12 protein-coding genes and 1 pseudogene are annotated in these 20,720 nt (G+C 38.2%); 6 read left to right on the top strand and 7 right to left on the bottom strand.

Going from position 1 to position 20,720, the window contains the following annotated elements:
- Position 1: 1 nt before the first annotated feature.
- Together HEQ36_RS24090 and HEQ36_RS24085 are read right to left on the bottom strand one after the other, a co-directional pair.
- Positions 2 to 1,810: a ShlB/FhaC/HecB family hemolysin secretion/activation protein gene (locus tag HEQ36_RS24090; protein ID WP_168636300.1), complete on the bottom strand. Its 1,809-nt coding sequence runs from the start codon at positions 1,808 to 1,810 to the stop codon at positions 2 to 4.
- Positions 1,800 to 4,655: a filamentous hemagglutinin N-terminal domain-containing protein gene (locus HEQ36_RS24085; RefSeq protein ID WP_168636299.1), complete on the bottom strand. Its 2,856-nt coding sequence runs from the start codon at positions 4,653 to 4,655 to the stop codon at positions 1,800 to 1,802. The genes HEQ36_RS24090 and HEQ36_RS24085 overlap by 11 nt, the downstream gene beginning before the upstream one ends.
- A 129-nt stretch (positions 4,656 to 4,784) precedes the next feature.
- On the opposite strand from HEQ36_RS24085, the gene HEQ36_RS24080 reads away from it, so the two are divergent.
- The 4 genes and pseudogenes from HEQ36_RS24080 (at position 4,785) to HEQ36_RS24065 (ending at position 10,011) form a co-directional block, all read left to right on the top strand.
- A complete protein-coding gene (locus HEQ36_RS24080; protein WP_168636298.1) occupies positions 4,785 to 5,342 on the top strand; it encodes a COP23 domain-containing protein in 558 nt (185 codons plus the stop codon).
- Between the two features lie 534 nt (positions 5,343 to 5,876).
- Positions 5,877 to 8,342, top strand: coding sequence for an ATP-dependent DNA helicase RecG (recG, locus tag HEQ36_RS24075; protein ID WP_053537847.1), 2,466 nt, complete (start codon positions 5,877 to 5,879; stop codon positions 8,340 to 8,342).
- Between the two features lie 394 nt (positions 8,343 to 8,736).
- Positions 8,737 to 9,697: pseudogene (locus HEQ36_RS24070) on the top strand (IS110 family transposase).
- A 44-nt stretch (positions 9,698 to 9,741) separates the two neighbouring features.
- Positions 9,742 to 10,011: a hypothetical protein gene (locus tag HEQ36_RS24065; protein ID WP_168636297.1), complete on the top strand. Its 270-nt coding sequence runs from the start codon at positions 9,742 to 9,744 to the stop codon at positions 10,009 to 10,011.
- A 195-nt stretch (positions 10,012 to 10,206) separates the two neighbouring features.
- Here HEQ36_RS24065 and HEQ36_RS24060 read toward each other — a convergent pair whose 3' ends face one another.
- A complete protein-coding gene (locus tag HEQ36_RS24060) occupies positions 10,207 to 10,824 on the bottom strand; it encodes a PIN-like domain-containing protein (protein ID WP_168636296.1) in 618 nt (205 codons plus the stop codon).
- Positions 10,825 to 10,943: 119 nt separating this feature from the next.
- Entirely contained in the window at positions 10,944 to 13,886 is a 2,943-nt protein-coding gene (uvrA, locus tag HEQ36_RS24055) for an excinuclease ABC subunit UvrA (RefSeq protein WP_168636295.1), read from the bottom strand.
- A gap of 403 nt (positions 13,887 to 14,289) precedes the next feature.
- Between uvrA and HEQ36_RS24050 the strand changes: the two genes are divergently transcribed.
- Entirely contained in the window at positions 14,290 to 15,414 is a 1,125-nt protein-coding gene (locus HEQ36_RS24050; protein WP_290708616.1) for a DUF262 domain-containing protein, read from the top strand.
- A 459-nt stretch (positions 15,415 to 15,873) separates the two neighbouring features.
- Here the strand turns inward: HEQ36_RS24050 and HEQ36_RS24045 are convergent, their stop codons facing one another.
- The 3 genes from HEQ36_RS24045 to HEQ36_RS24035 all read right to left on the bottom strand — a co-directional run bounded on the left by HEQ36_RS24045 (position 15,874) and on the right by HEQ36_RS24035 (position 19,993).
- Positions 15,874 to 16,767: an alpha/beta fold hydrolase gene (locus HEQ36_RS24045; RefSeq protein WP_168636292.1), complete on the bottom strand. Its 894-nt coding sequence runs from the start codon at positions 16,765 to 16,767 to the stop codon at positions 15,874 to 15,876.
- A gap of 18 nt (positions 16,768 to 16,785) precedes the next feature.
- Positions 16,786 to 17,199: a hypothetical protein gene (locus tag HEQ36_RS24040; RefSeq protein ID WP_168636291.1), complete on the bottom strand. Its 414-nt coding sequence runs from the start codon at positions 17,197 to 17,199 to the stop codon at positions 16,786 to 16,788.
- Between the two features lie 250 nt (positions 17,200 to 17,449).
- Positions 17,450 to 19,993 (bottom strand): DNA topoisomerase (ATP-hydrolyzing) subunit A, encoded by a 2,544-nt coding sequence (locus HEQ36_RS24035; protein ID WP_168636290.1) that lies wholly within the window; start codon positions 19,991 to 19,993, stop codon positions 17,450 to 17,452.
- Positions 19,994 to 20,211: 218 nt separating this feature from the next.
- On the opposite strand from HEQ36_RS24035, the gene HEQ36_RS24030 reads away from it, so the two are divergent.
- Positions 20,212 to 20,610 carry a response regulator gene (locus HEQ36_RS24030; protein ID WP_053537856.1) on the top strand — a complete coding sequence of 133 codons (399 nt, stop codon included), beginning with the start codon at positions 20,212 to 20,214 and terminating at the stop codon, positions 20,608 to 20,610.
- Positions 20,611 to 20,720 lie beyond the last annotated feature (110 nt).

Raw genomic sequence — 20,720 nt, 5'->3', positions numbered from 1 at the left:
TTTAGAAGAGGTTGTACTGCATGGAAAAATAAACACCGTTGTCTTGCAATGTTCTATCTATTGAATTAATTTTAACTAAAGGAATGCCATAATCTAAACGAGCTTTGAATTTTTCGCCCATTTGCCATTGTAAACCTAAACCTAAAGAAGCTAGGGTATTAGAATCAGGATTTGGTTTGCTAGAGCTATTCCAAGTAGTTCCAACATCAATGAATGGAATTAATTGTAAAATATTTTCTCCATTATTGGTATTGTAAATCGGTAATTGAAAATCCGCAGAACTAAAAAATCCATTATCACTAAAAATAGCATCTTGACGATAACCCCGCCCGTTGAAAACACCACCTAATGTAAATTGCTCCAAAGGTAAAAGTGATCTAGTTGCTAATTGTAAATCAGAACGAAGTAAAATTTTTGGTTTCAGTTTGGGATTATCAGTTTGAGAACCAAGTGAGTGTAACCATAGTAATTGTCCTCTCCATGCAAAAGAGCGACTATCAGGTGCTTGATTATTAATTGTCGCACCAAATGTTCCCACTCCTAAACTAAATTGAGAACGAGCAACAAAGACTTGCTGCAAACTTTTCCGGTTCCATTCTTGAAAGAATCGCAATGCAGAAATTCGCGTGCTTCCTTGTGCGTCTGCTCCTACAGATATAGGAAAGTTTACTCCCAAGATAGAACTATTACTTTCCTTTCTATTGAGTGTAAACCCAAGTGCTAGTTCTTCAGTGAATTCCTCGTTAGCTTTCTCAATTATTGGTTGACGTAAGCTAAGTTCAAAATTGTGGGAATTTGACTTAATATCTAATTCATCAAATGGCTGTTCAATGATGTTGCTTTCGGTGTTACTATAACTAAAACCAATCGTTCCATTGCGGGGATTAATTGGTATGGTGTAATTGGCATTTATGGCGTTGCTACCATCGGTATTATTATAAGCTAGATTCAGACTATCTCCTAATCCAGTTAAGTTGGATTCTTCTATTTCTAAACCGCGCCGAAAACTGCCAATACTAGGATTTCTACTATTATCAGCAATGATTTTAATATTGTCAGTGTTTGCTTCTTCTATTTTAATTTTCAGTAAATTAGTGCCAGGAATTGTCCCCGCAGATAATTCCGCAGAAAGACTTTTAATTAAAGGATTTAATTGTAGAAGTCGTAAAGCTTGTTTTAAATTGCGGATATTTAGAGGTTTTCCGGTGGCTAAATTCAAACGCGATCGCACATAACTATCATGCAAAAAGTTTTTACTGTTCTCATCTCGACTAATACGAATTTCTTGTAAACTTCCTTCAACAATCTGGATTGTGATATCACAACTGTGAGAAGTTTGTTGTGGTTTCACAAAACAACCTGTTAAGGTTTGTGCTGGAAGATAAGCACCAGAAGTAACATATCCTTCTTCAGTGTAAAGATTAGTAATTTTAGCAGCAGCTTGTAATAATTCCGTAAAAGTAATATCTTTATTAGTAAATTCCTGCAACTCTTTAGCTAATCTTTTATCACTAAATACTGATTTCGTATTACCCATAAACTCAAATTTATTAACCTGAATACTTCCAGAAATATCGAAATTTTGTTCTGGTTTATTGGCATCTGGGGGTAAAATTTCCTGGAGTTCTTCTGGAGAAAGTAACGGTTTAAGTTTAGATGGAAGTTCAGGGATGGTAGGATTAACTGGAATTTGAGTAGGAGGAATATTTTGCGATCGCACTGAAAAAAATATCCCATCCACAGCCAAAAATCCCAGATTTAGCACTAACAACTCAGATAAAAAAGCAAGGCTACGATATTTAATGGACATGACAATTAGCAGAGGGTATTTGAGAACTCTGACCTGGTAAATTTGCTGTATTAGCAATTAAAATCAGTTCACCTTTGTGATTAACTCCCCACCCCGTCGCCGGTTGTGGTAACTGTACTGAAGTTATAGAATTATGATCTGATGACAATTTTGATGAACTTACCCTCACCGTTTCACTACTGAGTGGTTCTGTGGGATCAGGTGGTAGTCCACCACGTCCAGTAATAATAAATTGACTGCGGTTTTGTCCTTTTTCCGAAGCACAAGCTGAAGCTACCTGATTTTCAGGACTAAGAAATTTTTCAGGGGGAGCAATTAACCCTTGAGTCGGTTGAATATCAGGAGTATTTATTAACACATTCCCACTAAATTGCGCTCCCTGTGCAGAACTGGCAGTAATCGCATTTGGAAGGGAGAAAATTCCTTTGGTTGTAATTTGCACATTACCACCTTGTCTACCAGCATCAGCGCTAATGCTACTATTTTCTAGAATAGCCAGGGTATCTGCGGTGATTTTGATGTTTCCTCCATCCCCATTTTCCCCAGCAGTCGTGGAGATTTGAGAGTTACCCCTTAGTTGCAAAGAATCCCGAACTTCTAAGGTAATGTTAGCGCCGCTACCCTGCACCGTTGCACCAATAATTGAGCCATCTTGCAATCTAATTCCATTGGCTTTTGTAACTAAGTTTCCTGCTATTCCTGCACCTTTGGCAGTTACTGATACTTCTGCACCATCTCGCACAGTTAACAAGTCAGTGTTAATTTCTAAGTTACCACCTGCACCCGTAGCTTCATTGTCTGCAATATTTGGTCTTATCTCTCCAGATAACGCAAACAATCCACTGGTAAATGTGCGTGTTTCGGTCTGACCATTGCGAAGCAGTTGCACCTTACCTATACCACTCAGTTCAATCTCCTTCGCATTAACAATCAAGTTACCTCCCTTGCCTCCAGGGATGCCGTTTTCACCCTTACCACGAGTGGATACGGAAATTCTTGCCCCATCTTTAACTATCAGTAGAGGTGTATTCACAGTTAAAGATCCACCGTCTTTAATCCCTTCAGTAGCAGCAAATAAACCACTGCGACTGAAAATGGTACTATTAGGAATAGCACTAGCTCCAATGAGTTCTATAGACTCTGTAGCATTGACCATGAGGTTTCCTGAACGCCCTGCGCCAAAAGCTGTTACAGAAACATCTGCTCCATCACTCACTCTTAACTGTTTGGTATCAATCATGATGTCGCCTGAGTCTCCTGTAGCACGAGAGTCAGTAGCTAAGGTGCTAAACTTCTGACTAATAGTTGATGCTCCAGCGATACTTATGGTATCAGCTTGTACAGTAATATTTCCACCCTTGCCTACACCTAACGTAGCTGCTGATACTTGCGCTCCATTGCTAATATTTAACTGACCAGTTTCAATCTTGATATTTCCCCCATTACCTGTAGCATCAGTTTCTTTAATATTGGGTCTTTCTTCTCCAGATAAAGCAAACAAACCACTGGTAAATCTACCATCAGCATTCGTACCACTGAGGTCTATCATTCCTGCATTTACAGTTAAAAGACCTCCCTTACCTCCGGTGATACCGTCTTTTCCTGCACCGCGAGTAGAAACTGATACCCTTGCACCATCTCGCACCTGTAACAGAGGAGTATTAATTGTGATATTGCCACCATCTCCAATGCCTTCGGTAGCAGCAAAAAAACCACTGCGACTGAAAATGGTACTATTAGGAATAGATACAGCCCCAATCAGTTCTATGGACTCAGAAGCATTGACGGTGAGGTTTCCTCCCTTCCCTGAATCAACTGTCTTCACCGACACATCACCACCGTCTTTGGTAATTAACCTCTTGGTTGTAATTTCTATGTTTCCAGAATTGCCACTTCCTGTTGATGTCGCAGCAATTGTACTGAAGATTTGACCGTTTGCCGATGCACCACTAACTTCGACTTTGTTAGCTTGGATAGTAACTTGACCACCATTTGCTGTAGTAGAAGTATTTGCTGAGATTGCAGAGCCATTTGTCACTGTTAAATCGTTGGCTCGAATAGAAATATCCCCACCATTATCAGCACTTACCTTAGACTCAGTTAGTAGTTGAATGTTACCAAAATTATTTATACCGTCATATCCTAAAGACCAACCATTGGCTGTGGGATGCAAACTCACTAGACTTTCACCACTAACACTACCTAGTTCAACTCGTCCCTGTGATGCAGCCAATTTACCACTTTCTAAGCTAATATCCCCACCAACTAAAGCGATGGTTTTTCCAGATGATACTTGCAGATTAGCAGAACGATTAATAATGCTTGCAGGCATTCCGGGAAATTGCAATCCCAAAGGCATGGTTATACTCAATAGAGATGTACTTTGAGGATTAATAGCACTAAATTCACCACCGTCAGTAAATTTGAGACTATTAGCTGTACTTGCTACAAAAGAACCGCCTATATCTAGAGTAGAATTACGACCAAAAATAATTCCGTTAGGATTGAGTAAAAATAAATTAGCATTACCATCAGCCTTGAGTAACCCATCAATATTAGAAATTGATTTACCTGTCACTCTTGTGACTATATTTTGAATATTTAAAGAATTATTAAAATATGCGCTTTCACCAGTACCAACCGAAAATTCCTGAAAACTGTGAAATAAATTACTGCCAGCAACAGTTCCCCCATTAATGACTTTTGTATTTCCTTGAGATGTAACCGCTGAATTAACTGATAGAGTTTGATCGGGAATGATTTGCGCTCTGGTGGGGTTTGTGACAGCAAGCAAGCACAAAGGGAGACAGCCAACAACCCAGTATGGTAAATAATTTAGTCTCATTTAATACTATATAGCCAAAGGATAGCGATAACAGAACTAGTATTGATATTTACTACAAATAGTAGACAATAGTCAAATAATTCGCTATATTTCTTATAAATACCAATTTAGTTACACTACATAAGCTATATGACACTTAAAAAATCATTGTTCATGGGTTTGACGATGGTAGTGATGCCTACAGCGATCGCACTTACAGCTACCCCAACCTTTAGTCAGTCCAATCCTACGAGTAAAGACTTATTTCAATGTGGCAGAATTGAAGGTAAACGAACCACCTTTGCTTATAATTCCAAAACAACGAAAAAAATACCGCTAATTCACTGGGATAGCAAGTATATCGAATCAAAGGATATTAAGGGAGATTGTGACAATGCAGCCAATAAATTCAACGAATATTACAATAAAGGACTAAATTTTAATATAGTAGTTGATGGCAATCAATCCAATCGTCCAATATCAATTTGCTTGGCTAAAGCTGTGGACGGTAATTGCGGTTCAGGAGAAAAATTGTTTTCGGTCAAATCAGAAGCTAAGGAAAATTTAGACAAAAATTTAGCTCAAATTGTAGATGCTAAGTTAGCTAAATTTAAGCAAAAGGATTTAAGCGATGTTGTTAAAGGATACAGACAAATGTTTTACCCCGAAATTCAACCAAGACCATTCTGGCAGAAAATATTTTCTTAGAGTTTGGTTGAAAAGTCTAATTTATTACTCAGCGACTAGCAATCACAGTTATACTTGAGAAGGTCATAACTTGCGTTTTTACATCTATATATCCCCTTTAAGCAAAGGCTCAAATTGTGACTTTGCGAAGTATACACAGACAAAACCCATCTTCGTAGGTTAATCTCGTTCCCAGTCTCTGACTAGGAATGCTATCACAGAGGCTCTTCCTCTGCTATCATTGAAGGCAGAGCTTTCTAGAATTCATTCCCATACAGAGTATGGGAACGAGAAAAACCTATATTTTTAGCGGATGTTCTGACCTAGATCGATAGGTTTTATTATATTTGCTCAAAAGTGCTATACTTGCGCTGGACTTTCTCTATTATTTTTAATGGATATTTTTTATCAAAACATGATATATATTTTGTCTTATTATATTTTCTATCTATTGTCAATAGTCATGAACCTATAATTAAAAGTGTACTGAATTATATAAGCGTAGACTAGATAAACGAGAATAAAAGAGGAATTTTAGTATTTTGGAGATGTTTAATGACTAATGAAATACCCGATTGGATAAGATTAAATAAAGCCTTGGCGTTTGAGGCAGAAAAAGGCTTTATAGATTTAATAGGTAAGCAGTATCGCTTTAGTGAATTTCTGTGTTTGACTTTTGGTAATTTCCCAACTGCCTTACCACCAAAAGAAAGACCCCGCTGGCATCAAGTAGGAATGGAATTTGCCAACTATCCAAATTTAACATTACCAGAAAGACAACACTTAGTAGCAGAAATTAGAAGATATCTAAATCAACTTCAACAAGAACTAGAAACAGAAGAAACCAAAATAAATTACGAATCTAAAAACCAACATCCCACCACGCCAATTGTTGCCGAAATTAGTAAAAAATTAGCACCAACACTGGATAAAAAACTTAGAGATTTACCAGAAATTGGCATTAAAAAATCTGATAGTTTAGCGCGGTTGGATTTACATACTGTTCGGAATTTATTGTTTTATTATCCTCGTGATCATATTGATTATGCCCGTCAGGTGAATATTAGTGAATTAGAAGGGGGGGAAACAGTAACTATCATAGCAACAGTTAAAAGATTTAACTTTTTCACCAGTCCTAAAAATAAGAAGTTATCAATTTTAGAATTAATTTTAAAAGACAATACCGGACAAATTAAAGTTACCCGTTTTTACGCAGGTGCGCGTTTTAGTAGTCGTGGTTGGCAAGAAAGTTTAAAACGCAACTATCCTGTAGGTAGTATGTTGGCAGCTTGTGGATTAGTCAAAGGTGGTAAATATGGTTTAACTTTGGATAATCCAGAATTAGAAGTTTTGGCAAATCCAGGAGATCCTATTGATTCTTTAACTATTGGGCGAGTTGTCCCTATTTATGCCTTGACCGAAGGAGTAATGGCTAATACAGTCAGACAGGCTGTAATGACGGCTTTAACAGCAGCAGTGAATTTAAAAGATCCTTTGCCTAAAGGTTTACGAGAAAAATATGCTTTGATGGAATTGAAAGAGGCAATTCCTAATATTCATTTTCCCAAAGATAGTGACTCTTTAAAAATTGCCCGTCGTCGGTTAGTATTTGATGAATTTTTCTATTTACAACTTGGCTTACTGCAACGGCAAAAAAAAGCGCGAGAAATTCAAACCAGTGCCATACTTGCACCCACAGGCAAATTATTAGAACAATTCGACGAAATTCTCCCTTTTCAATTAACCGGCGCACAACAGAGAGTTGTGAATGAAATTCTCACCGATTTACAAAAACCTGTAGCTATGAATCGCTTAGTCCAAGGTGATGTTGGTTCAGGGAAAACTGTTGTTGCTGTTATTGCTATTTTGGCAGCAATTCAATCAGGTTATCAAGCGGCGTTAATGGCTCCTACGGAAGTATTAGCAGAACAACATTATCGTAAATTAGTAAGTTGGTTTAATCTCCTCCATTTACCAGTCGAATTATTAACAGGTTCGACAAAAGTAGCTAAAAGAAGAGAAATTCATTCCCAGTTAGAAACAGGTGAATTACCTTTATTGGTAGGAACACACGCCTTAATTCAAGATAAAGTTAATTTTCAACGTTTGGGTTTGGTTGTCATAGATGAACAGCATCGGTTTGGTGTACAACAAAGAGCAAAGTTACAGCAAAAAGGCGAACAACCTCATGTTTTAACGATGACAGCTACACCCATTCCTCGGACATTAGCATTAACTGTACATGGGGATTTAGATGTTAGTCAAATTGATGAATTACCACCAGGAAGACAACAAATTAAAACCACGATGTTAAGTGGACAACAACGTCCCCAAGCTTATGATTTAATCCGCCGAGAAGTTGCCCAAGGTAGACAAGTTTATATAGTTTTACCTTTGGTAGAAGAATCAGAAAAATTAGATTTGCGTTCGGCTGTAGATGAACATCAGAAGTTACAAGAAAGTGTGTTTCCTGATTTTCAAGTTGGGTTATTGCATGGACGCATGACTTCAGCCGAAAAAGAAGAAGCAATTAATAAATTTCGTGATAATGAAACTCAAATCATTGTTTCTACGACTGTGATTGAGGTGGGCGTGGATGTACCTAATGCCACCGTTATGCTGATTGAACACGCGGAAAGATTCGGTTTATCACAATTGCACCAATTGCGGGGGCGAGTGGGACGGGGTGCAGCGCAATCCTATTGTTTATTAATGAGTAGTACCAGAAGCCCTGATGCTCAACAACGTTTGAAGGTGTTGGAACAGTCCCAAGATGGGTTTTTTATCTCGGAAATGGATATGCGGTTTCGCGGTCCTGGGGAGGTGATGGGAACTCGTCAATCTGGTGTAGCAGATTTTACTTTAGCTAGTTTGGTGGAAGATGAGGACATTTTGCTGTTAGCGCGACAAGCAGCAGAAAAAGTGATTGATATGGATGCAAGTTTGGCGCGTTGGCCATTAATGCAGGATGAGTTAAGGTATAGGTATGAGCGGTTAATGGGGGGAGCAATTTTGACGTAATTTTCTTAGAGGATGTTTTATAAATCCTTGATCATGTATCCAAAATCAGTAGTGGTAAATATGTCGTGAAATCTCATATTTTCTAACTTAAATTATTCGTTTGTAGCTGTTGAAAGTTCTTAATGTTGGGTTTCCTTGCGTCAACCCAACCTTGTATCTTAGAGGTATGTTAGAAGAAGTGGTAGACCGTCCCAACCTGGGTCAGAAAAGACCGCTTTGTAGCAAGGATCACCACAACAATCTCCATGACAGAACTCGAACAGTCGCCTGGGGTAAAAACTATGAACAAAGACATAGATAATATAGCCCGTATCGTGCAAGGATGAGTGAAATCAAGGGGATGAATAAAAACAAAACAAATTAAAAAGAAGTAATTGAAATTGGAGAGTTAAAAATGGATTATATCTCCCAATGGGTAGGCATTGACGTAAGTAAAGCAACACTTGATGTTTATATCCGTCCAATGGGTAAAGCATTTCAATTTGCTAATACTGAAACAGAAATAGCTAATCTAGTTAAGCAACTTCAATCTAACGATTTAAACCTAATCGTACTGGAAGCAACAGGAGGACTAGAAACAGAATTAATCATTCAATTGCAAGCGGCTCTTTTACCAGTAGCATTAATCAATCCTCGTCAGGGAAGAGACTTTGCTAAAGCTACAGGTAAGTTAGCCAAAACCGATGCCATTGATGCACAGATTTTGGCGCATTTCGGTGAAGCAATGAAACCGGAGGTGTTAGCATTTTGATTGTGAAATGTCACGTCAATTAGGCGAATTAATTAGTCGCCGAAGACAATTAGTAGAAATGTCTACAGCGGAAAAGAATCGCCGTGACCGCGCTCGTGGTAAAGCTTTGACAGATATTGAATCCCATATTGATTATCTTGAGCAACATCTTCAACAACTCAATCAAGAAATTGAGACGTTGACCCAAAATAATCAACAATGGATTGATAAAGTCAATCTACTCAAAACTACTCCTGGCATTGGTCAAGTAATTTCTACCACTTTAGTTTCTGACTTACCAGAATTAGGTCAATTAACTGCCAAACAAATCTCTCGCTTAGTTGGTGTTGCACCAATTAATCATGATAGTGGTCAGCACAAAGGTAAGCGCATGATTAATGGTGGTCGCGCCCATGTTCGTGCCATTCTTTATATGGGTGCTGTTGTTGCCATGCGTCATAATCCTGTTATCAAAACTTTTTATGAGCGCTTGGTTGAACGTGGTAAACCCAAAAAATTGGCCATTACTGCTTGCGTTCATAAAATGTTAGTTATTTTAAATGCGATGATTCGAGATCATCTTCCTTGGTCTATTTCTCAAGACTCACAACCAATTTCTGCATAAAGTTCTACTGTCGTTTTTATACCTCCAATCTAGTTTGGTAATTTATGGCAATCTATAATTTACCTGTTTTGTTCTGTTCTGTTTTTCTCCTCTATTTTCTGACTTTTTTCCTAGACTTTAAATTTTTCCTTAACGATCGCTTGACAATCAAGACAGTCGCTACAGATAAGGGGATATTTTTGGCTTTTTATGGGAGAATAGGTAAAAGGGAAAAAGTAGCGAAACTCAGAATTGCTAATAATAGCTGGAGTTTTTTGCGGGTAAATAAATTATTTTTAGTCATATATTTTCCCGTTGATATTGAGGGTGGGTAGTAATTGAACCACGAAGACGCAAAGGACACGAAGGAAGAGGGAGGAAGAAGGAAAAGGGATTAAGAGTTTTTAAATTTTAGGTTCATCTATTCTAATTCTGCTAGTTTTTCTTCCACAAGACTTTGTACTTTTTGTAGGGTTATAAGTTTGTCATAAGCTCGTAATGTGCTAATAGGAGTAATATCAAATTTATCTTCATTTAACTTGAATCGTTTTAGTTCTATTTTGAGCCAAGCTTGCTCTTCTTTTATAACTTGCAGTTTTCTTTGTAGTTCTCCTTTTGTATACATAGACAAGCTTTGTGCTGTGGTAAATATTTGCAATTCTATATCCGACCTTACCATTTATAATGGCTATTAATTGATTCCACAGTTCATCATTTTCTTGAAAATCAGGATGTTCTTGCTTTGCAGCTTGTAAATCATCTTTTGTTTTAGTAATAGCTCCTTCAATTTCTTCGATAATTTGCTTTATATCAATAAAAGGATGCCTTTTATACTTCTTGAATAGCTGCTCTTTTAATGAGCCTATAGTTAGATTCTTCTCTAAAATAATTTCGATGTCTTTATAAGCTAATGACTGATCAGATATTACGGTTAAGCGATTCTTATGAATCTCGTAAACTACCTGATGTGGAATCCAAATTCTTTCTTGAAGCTTTTGGAGAATATCAAACAATCTTTTTCTTGTTTTAGGAGAGTAACGATAAATATGTAATAAAACATTTGTATCAAAAGAAAAAACACATTCCTTCCATAGTTCAGTAAACTCTTCTTTTGTAGGCTGATAATAGCCAGGGAATAAATCACGCATAATATATGCTTAAAGTGTAATTTGTATAAATACAACTATAACACGTAACTGAAAAAGAGGAACTCCCAGCAAAGTCCTCTCTTCGTACTCTTTCCTCTGCCTCTTTGCATGAGAAAAAATCACCCCACTGCTGGATATTGTGCTAATACCTGCTGTAAATATTGACCAGTATAAGAACGCGGATTTTTTGCCACTTCTTCTGGCGTTCCCGCAGCAATCAGTTCTCCGCCTTTATCTCCTCCTTCTGGTCCTAAATCTATCACCCAATCAGAACAACGAATTACATCTAAATTATGTTCAATCACTAAAATTGAATTGCCTTTATCTACCAATCTTTGTAAAACGTCCAACAATTTGTGGACATCATAAAAAGATAAACCTGTGGTGGGTTCATCAATTAAATAAAGTGTTTTTCCTGTGGCACGTCGAGATAATTCTGTGGCTAATTTCACCCGTTGTGCTTCTCCACCGGATAAGGTTGTGGCTGGTTGTCCTAATTGCACGTAACCCAAACCAACATCAAATAGAGTTTGTAATCTAGTTACGGCTTTGGGAATGTTTTGACAAAAATCTAATGCTTCTTCAACGGTCATATTCAAAACATCAGAAATTGATTTATCTTTATATTTAACTTGGAGAGTTTCCCGGTTATATCTCGCACCTTTGCAAATTTCACATTGCACATAAACGTCAGGTAAAAAGTTCATTTCGATAACGTTTACACCTTGTCCACTACAAGCTTCGCAACGTCCACCTTTGACATTAAAAGAAAATTGTCCAGGTTTGTAACCTCTAGTTTTGGCTTCTACGGTTTGGGAAAAGACATCACGAATAATATCGAAAACTCCGGTGTAAGTTGCAGGGTTAGAACGGGGAGTTCTCCCAATGGGTGATTGGTCAATGACAATGGCTTTATCAACGCAGTTTAAACCCTTGATTTCATCCATGTCTTTGGGTGCGGGAGCTTTTTTCAGTAAATGATGTTGTAAGGCTGGATAAAGTAATTCGTTAATTAAGGTAGATTTTCCTGAACCAGAAACACCTGTAACGGAGACAAGTTTTCCCAAGGGAATTTCTACATCTATATTTTGTAAGTTGTTACGATGGGCATTTCTAATAGTTAAGGCGCGGCCATTTCCTTCTCGTCTTTTAGCTGGGGTAGTGATCACTCTTCTTCCTGATAGGTAAGCACCAGTTAAAGATGCTTCTGCGTTGAGTAAATCCTCAAAACTGCCTTGGGAAATAATATTTCCCCCATGAATTCCTGCACCGGGACCAATATCAACTATATAGTTAGCAGCGCGGATAGTTTCTTCATCATGTTCCACAACTATTAAGGTATTTCCTAAGTCGCGTAATTTGGTTAATGTTTTGAGTAATTTTCCGTTATCTCTTTGATGTAACCCAATGCTTGGTTCATCTAAAACGTAAAGAACTCCTGTTAGTCCTGAACCGATTTGTGTGGCTAATCGAATGCGTTGGGCTTCTCCACCTGATAATGTCATGGCGGGACGATCTAAGGTGAGATAATCTAAGCCAACATCTAATAAAAATTGTAATCTGGCTTTAACTTCTCTGAGAACTAAATCAGCTATTTGAGTTTGTCTAGCACTCAATTTTAATTTTTCGATTCTTTCCCGACATTCCCGAATGGAAACACTGGTAAAATCTAAAATCCCATATTGTCCCAACTTCACAGCTAAGGCTTCGGGTTTTAATCTTTTCCCACCACAAACTTCACAGGGTTGGTCAATTAAATATTCTTCTAATTTCTGTTTAACTAACTCCGTTCCCCCTTCATACTGTCTTTGTAAAATGGGAATTACACCCTTAAAACTCTGCGACCTCTGCGCCTCTGTGGTTCGTTTCTCTTCCCCATACAAGACAACTTTTTGCTGTTCCGGTGTCAACTTCCCCCATTGAGTTTGTAACTCAAAGCCATAATTCAACCCCACAGCATATAACAACTCCAAATAATAGGAGTTTTCCTTTTCTGACCAAGGAGCGATCGCTGCATACATGGGCGAATCTGGATTAGGGACAACCAATTCCGGGGAAAATCTTCTTAAAGTCCCAATCCCATGACAATGGGGACAAGCACCATAAGGGGAATTAAAAGAAAACAACCGGGGGGATAATTCTTCCATTACCGCACCATGTTCGGGACAAGCAAAGTTTTCCGAAAACACCATTTCTGTGGGTAATTCTTGTGCGGAAATACCTTGATTTTCTGCCTCAGTTGCTATATACTTACTATCAGACCGCTCCAGCGCTATCTTATCCAATGTATCTTTTAATACCTCAATTGTGGCAATTCCGTTAGATTGCTTAAGACAAGTTGCTAGAGAATCTACCAAACGCTCTTGAATACCATCTTTCTTAACTAATCTGTCAATAACCAGTTCTATAGTATGTGTGTTATTTTTATCTAACTCAATGGAATCTGATAGCTCTCGCACCTCTCCATTTACCCGAATGCGGACAAATCCTTGGGCGGCTAAACCGGAAATTAATTTGCGGTGAGTTCCCTTTTTCCCCCGGACTACAGGGGCTAGAATTTGGAAGCGGGTACGGTCGGGAAGTTCCATGATGCGATCGCACATCTGGTCAATGGTCTGAGGGGCAATAGAGCGATCGCACATGGGACAATGAGGTTCACCCGCCCGACCATACAACAATCGCAAATAATCATAAATTTCCGTCACCGTCCCCACAGTTGAACGGGGATTATGGGAAGTTGATTTTTGGTCAATGGAAATTGCCGGACTTAAACCTTCAATTGCTTCAACGTCGGGTTTATCCAACTGTCCCAAAAATTGCCGAGCATAGGCACTGAGAGATTCCACATAACGGCGTTGACCTTCGGCGAAAATGGTATCGAACGCCAAAGAAGACTTACCCGAACCAGAAACGCCAGTAAAGACAATCAGGCGATCGCGGGGTAATTCCAAATCAATATTTTTCAGATTATGCTGCCTAGCACCCCGAATGCGGATAGTATTTTGGCTATTGTGAGCGTTTGGAAGCACATCGTTTAAAGAAGCAGCTAGGTTTTCTGACATATTGACAGGCTAAGGAAAGGTTACACAGTGAAACAATCCTTAATAATACTATCTTTACTCAGGTTATAGTAAAGTATCAATCATCTTAATTTTCTAACCAGGATATCACTTTATATTTTCTTGATTTAGTAGATAATTAGAAAAAATCTTGCTGAGGATAGAGTTATGGTTTCACAAATCGCAGCACCAGCCCAGCTAGAGGTCATTTACTCAGATTGTGACGGACAACTGGTGGCAAATAACACAATTCAGTTTCCTATTCTTGTAGAAATTCAGCAAAACTGAGACTATCTGTTTGCTAATGCTCCAAATGTATTTGTAGCTGGAGATTTATTTTGGTATCCCGTCGAGGGCAAAAATACATTAGTAGAGGAAGTACAAGCAATAATTTAAGAATATAATTATGACAGAAACAAACTATTTGCAACAAAATAATATTAATTCAGAATATGAGGAAGATATAGATATTGAAGAGGAAGAGGAAGAGGAAGAGGAAGAAGAAGAACCAACTCTTTCTCAAGGATTTGATCCGACTTGCATTAGTATGGGAACTAATATCATGACCGTACAGCAAATTCTGGACAGATTAAATAATCATCGAATGATCACACCTGAATTTCAACGAAAAGAAGGTATTTGGACTAGAACTGCAAAAAGTCGGTTAATTGAATCTCTTTTATTGCAAATTCCTTTACCTGCTTTTTATATTGATGCAACTAATGATGATCAATGGTTAGTCATAGATGGAATCCAAAGAATAACAACATTTAAGGAATTTGTCACTGATCAAAGTTTTAATCTGAATGGATTAGATTTTTTCACTGATTTACATGGTAAAAAATATCAGGAACTTACACCTCGGTGGAAAAGAAGAATTAAAGAAACAAAACTAACAGTATATTTACTTTTAAGAGGAACATCACCCGAAATTACTTTTAATATATTTAAACGGATTAATCAAGGAGGAACTGCACTTTCTGCTCAGGAAATGCGTTATGCTAAAAACTCTTCAAATAAAATCACAAATTTATTAAAAGAACTTTCTGAATCTCCAGAATTTAAAAAAACAACAGATAAGGGAATTAAAGATAAAAGGATGATTGATCAAGAATGTATTTTAAAAGTTTTATCTTTAATGACAAGTAATATAGATAACCTGACTTTCAAAGATTATGATTATTTTTTAGATAAAAAAATGACCGAAATGAATCAAATGGATGATTCTGAAATAGAGAACATTAAACAAAGATTTTTGTTAATTATGAATCTTGCTTATGATTTATTTGAGGGACAAGCATTTAGGAAGCCAAGAGAGAAACCAAGATATCCTATCAATAAAGCACTACTGGAAGCATGGTCAATTAACCTGGCTAAATTAAATGATCAGGAAATCAATATTCTTAAACAAAGAAAAGAAGATTTACTTAAAGTTTTATTAAAAGAACAAGAAAATGGTAAGTTTGATAGTATCTTATATAAAAGTGCTGGAGACTTTAGCAGCAAATCATGGGATTCAGGTAATTATTGAAAGTCATAGTGATCATATTCTAAATGGTATAAGAATTGCTGTTCATGGTGGTAAAATTAAGCCAGAAGATGTACAATTACACTTTTTTGAAATACAAAGTCAAATGAATGAAATTAAAATTCTAACGGAGAAGCAAGATTATTTAGTTTGCATATTCGCATGACTCCGGGTGCATGGAGATTGTATTTTTATCCTTTAAAACCAACTGAAATTATGATTGGCTATATTGGTATTAAAATTCAATAAGAGACTTCCAAGAAATAAATTATCCCAAGAAACGAACCACAGAGGCACAGAGTACACAGAGAGAGAATTTTTGCATCAGTTTTGGGACATTTTTTTATTTGGAAGTCTCTAAATAGACTTATATCCATAATATCCAATGTTTTATTCCACTATTTACTGGAGTTACATGAGATTTATAGCCTAATTATTGAACTTCTGCTGTTTAAGAAATCACTAATTATCAATTACCTGTCCTAACCAATCAATAATTTCACTATTCACAATATCTGGAACTTCATCATGGGGACAATGTCCAGCGCCGGGAATAGGAACAACTTTAATATTTTGACCATTTTCTCGCGCTGCTTCATAGATATTCGCTCCCGTAATGGGTGTCCAAGGATCTTCTGCACCCCAAATTACTAATAACGGAAATTCCAACTTCGGTAATAATTCCTCTGGACTAGGACCGGGAGGTGCAGTGAGAATAGAAGCAAAAACTTCTTGCGCTCCTGGGTCACAAGATGGGTTATAAAGTAAATCTACAAGTTCATCTGTCACCGCAGTGCGATCGCTATATACTTGATATAAAGTCCGGCGAATTTGCGATTTTTGACGAATACGGTTAAAAACGAATTTACCTGTAACTGGGTTAGCCACTAATTTGTTAAAAGTTGCCATTACAACTCGCAAAACTGGATTTAATTCATGGGGACGGTGACTCAAACCACCAGCAGAGTTAATTAAGACCCCTCCAGCCGCAATTTCTGGATATTCTGTTAAAACAATTAAACTTAAAAGAGCGCCAATAGAATTACCAATAAATATTGCTGGTGTTTGAATATGTGCATTGCAAAAATCTTTTAATAATTCTGCCCACACATTCATGCTATAATCTATAACAGCTTTATCAGAACCACCAAATCCCAACAAATCTAAGGCAAACACCTGATAACCAGCATTAGCCAAAACCGGGATATTTTTGCGCCAATGACCAATGGACGCACCAAAACCGTGAATTAGTACCAAAGGCCGTCCTGTACCCATCACAGTATATTGAATTTGGTAATCTCTCCAAATCCAAACCCGTTTTTCTAAAATTTGTAAATGCTCAGTTGTAGTTGTCATTTTTCTATCAAATTTCAATTAATAAAAATATACAGCATATTGCCAGAGTTTATCTAGGGCTTCCTGAAAAAACGTAAAACGTAGATGAGTTTCTCGACTAGTCCAACCTGCTAAAGTTTTGGCTTCTTCGTATTTATAAAATGAAGACTCTAAGCCTGTAATAAATAATATATTGATATTGTTTTTGTTAGGTAATTTATCAATTACTTCATATAAATTAGTCACATCTTTATCTAATTTGATCACTTCTATATTTTGATTATGAATATCTGCTTTTACTTGACTAATTAATTGTTCACCTCCGGCCGGAGAACAACGCACAAATAATATACCAAAGCCTTCTGTAAACTGAAGTGTACGAATAAAGGCTTGATATTCTTCATCTTGTTCTATTGGTAAATCTTGATCCCAATCAGTGAGTTTAAGAGGCATAATTTTAGAAAATGTTTAAAAAACATCCGGCGATTAGCTTACGTGATATAACCATACAAATTCCGTAGACAAAAAACCTTTAACCCGCCTGGGAATGAATTCCCAGTCTCATAGCAAAAGTTGTCTTTTGATGACTAAATAACCCGAAAATTTTTTAGTAAATTTTAGTTTACAGCGATTTCCCAATTACTTACATCATAGCCCCCTCCTCGCTTGCGGGGAGGGGGATGGGGGTGGGGTTCTTATAACCCTACTCTACCTCCACCACACTAATAATCCTCTCATCCCTGTTAAGTTGACAAATACTTTCACCCCTACTATCTTTGTTGAGATTAGGAACTGCATCTACCGATACGCGAATTACTCGCTCCTTATTTGTTAATAATGCGACCTCTGAACCTGGTTTTGCGGGAACCATAGCCGCTAAATTGTCCGTTTTATTATTAAATTTCAAAAGTTGTATTCCTAAATCCCCCCGATTCGCCGCCCTCAACTGATTTGCAGCCATAATTTTGCCATATCCTTCCTCAGTCACCAACAATAATTGATGATGTTTACTGACATTGACACAACCAACCATTTGCTGATTTTTCAAAAGGCGGAAAGCTTGTAACCCCATTGCAGCCCGACCCATAATCGGTAGTTGTTCATCATTAACGGGAAACCTGAGTAGACGACCGCTAGAACTCGCTAAAGTTAGATGTTCTCCGCTGCTGAGGAATTGGGTAAACGCTAATTCATCATTATCTTTAAGCTTCAAAATTGTAATTCCGCGCCGTGAGAGATTCACAAATTCTGATAAAGATAGGCGTTTAATCCGTCCTTCCTTAGTTAACAAAACCATTTCCAAGGTTTCGGGTTTTTCTGGCAGCAAGAACCGGGTAATGATAGCTTCCGTGTTACCTTGGGCGGTACTGGTAAGCATCGTAATCAATGGCGTTCCTCGCGCTGAACTTGTAGTGAGCGAAGTCGAACTACGTCCAGTAGTTAGGGGAATATCTCCCACCGTAATCGGGTAAACTTTACCACCGCTGGTGAGGATTAACAGGTCTTTGTGAGTATTAGTTAATTCAGTTTGGATCAGGAAATCATGATCTAGCAAGCCATTTTCCCCTTTTGTTTTTTTACTGTTGGGGGAAATTCGCCGGACATAACCTCGTTGGGTAACTTCTAAAATGGTTTCTTCTGGGGGTTGTTCCGGTTTAGGAGTGGGGATTTTTGCTGGAGAATTTTCTGCTGCGGCTACTGCTGCTGGTTTAGCTTTACCTTTCTCTTCGGAAACTGGTTTTTCTGTAGTGTGAACTATTTTCGTCCGTCGAGGATCATTATATTTCCGTTTGAGAGTTCGCAAATCTTTTTTCAGGGCTTTGAGTAATTCCCGTCTGTCTGCCAGTAATGTTCGCAATACGCTAATTTCCTGGTTAAGTTGGTCAAATTCCTGTTGTAAGTTTTGCTGTTCTAAACCAGTGAGACGACGTAATGGCATAGACAAAATAGCATCTGCTTGTACCTCCGTTAAATCTAGCTGGCTACAAAGTGTCATCTTGGCTGTACTGCCATCGGGGGCTTGTCGTAATATAGCGATAACATCATCTAGATTTGCTAAAGCTTTTAACAATCCTGCCAGGATATTTACCCGATTTTCCGCTTTTTCTAATTCGTAACTGTAGCGACGGTTGAGGGTATGTTCTCGAAACTTGAGAAATTCCTGTAATAGTTGCCGTAATGTTAGTTGGCGGGGTTGTCCGTCAACTATAGCTAAGAGAATCGCGCCAAAGGTGGTTTGTAAAGCTGTTTGGTGATACAAGTGCTGGAGCAATTCTTGGGGGTTGGTATCGCGTTTGAGTTCAATAACTACGCGCATTCCCTCCCTGTCACTCTCATCTCGAATGTCAGAAATTCCGTGTAACCGACCTTGATTGACTAAATCGGCGATTTTTTCAATCCAACCAGCCTTATTAACTTGAAAGGGCAGTTCAGTGACTATTAATGCTGTCCGGCGTTTAGTTCCCCTGGTGGCGGGAATTTCTTCCATTGTGACGATACCGCGCATGACAATACCACCTTTACCGGTGGTATAGGCTTCTTTAATGCCACCATGATCAACAATTTCCCCACCAGTAGGAAAGTCTGGACCGGGAATTAATTGAAATAATTTTTCATCTGTTAAATCTGGGTTGTCAATTAAGGCGATTAAGCCATCAACGATTTCTCCCAAGTTGTGGGGGGGAATATTTGTAGCCATACCGACAGCAATTCCCGCACAACCATTCAGTAACAAAAATGGTAATTGAGCGGGGAGTACGGTTGGTTCTTGTTGAGAATTGTCGAAATTGCCAGTAAACTCCACTGTCTCTTCGGCAATTTCCGCCAGCATTCCTTCATGTCCCACAGGTGCAAGACGGGTTTCTGTGTAACGCATGGCTGCTGGTGGATCATTATCCACGCTACCAAAGTTACCATGTCCACCGAGTAGGGGATAACGGCTGGAAAAGTTTTGGACTAACCGAACTAATGCATCATAAACTGATTGATCGCCGTGAGGATGATATTTACCGAGAACATCTCCCACCACACGGGCGCATTTTCGATAAGGTCGATCTGGTGTTAAACCCAATTCGTGCATGGCATATAAGATGCGCCTATGTACTGGTTTTAATCCATCTCGAACATCTGGTAAGGCTCGCCCCACAATCACACTCATGGCATATTCTAGGTATGACCGTTGCATTTCGGTGTGCAGGGCGGTGGTGATGACCTGTCCCTTGGAGAGAAGGTTTAACTGTTTTGCCATGAGGTTTTTCCCTGAATTTTCACTACACAACAGCCGCTAGAAGATAACACGCTCTAAAATTACAGCATAACGGATGATCAAATAGAAATACTCACATAATCTTGATACTCATGATGAGAAAAAGCAGTAGTATTATTTTTGATGTGATCTATGCTTATGGATTATTAAAAATACAATAGATTTTGATCAGATGTTAGCCCTATTTAGTATGAAATCTTATGAAAACTGTTCTAATTGTTGAAGATGATTTAATTAATGCTCGTGTTTTTTCTAAAATACTGAGTAAACGTGGGGGGGTGGAGGTAAAACATACAGAAGATGTAGATGAGGTGATGAAAATAGCTCAATCCCATGAAATTGACCTGATTTTGATGGATGTGTCCCTATCACATAGTGTATACCAAGGTAAGTCTGTTGATGGCATCAAAATTACACAAATGTTAAAGTCTAACCCACTAACAGCTAACTTACCAGTGATTTTAGTAACAGCACACGCGATGGAAGGCGATCGGGAGAATTTTTTGAACCAAAGTGGTGCTGATGGTTATATTTCTAAGCCTGTAGTCGATCACCAACTGTTTATTGACCAAATTATGGCTCTTTTACCACAAGGATAGTTGTTCGTTGTCAGTTGTCAGTTGTCAGTTGTCATCAGTAAAACTCCTCCCCTACTCCCCCCACTCCCCCACTCCCCCCACTCCCCCCACTCCCCCACTCCCCCACTCCC

The organism is Anabaena sp. 54 (assembly GCF_017355725.1).
GTDB classification, from domain to species: domain Bacteria; phylum Cyanobacteriota; class Cyanobacteriia; order Cyanobacteriales; family Nostocaceae; genus Dolichospermum; species Dolichospermum heterosporum.
The sequence above is the reverse complement of the archived record's forward strand: the minus strand, read 5'-3'. Positions and strand labels throughout refer to the sequence as shown.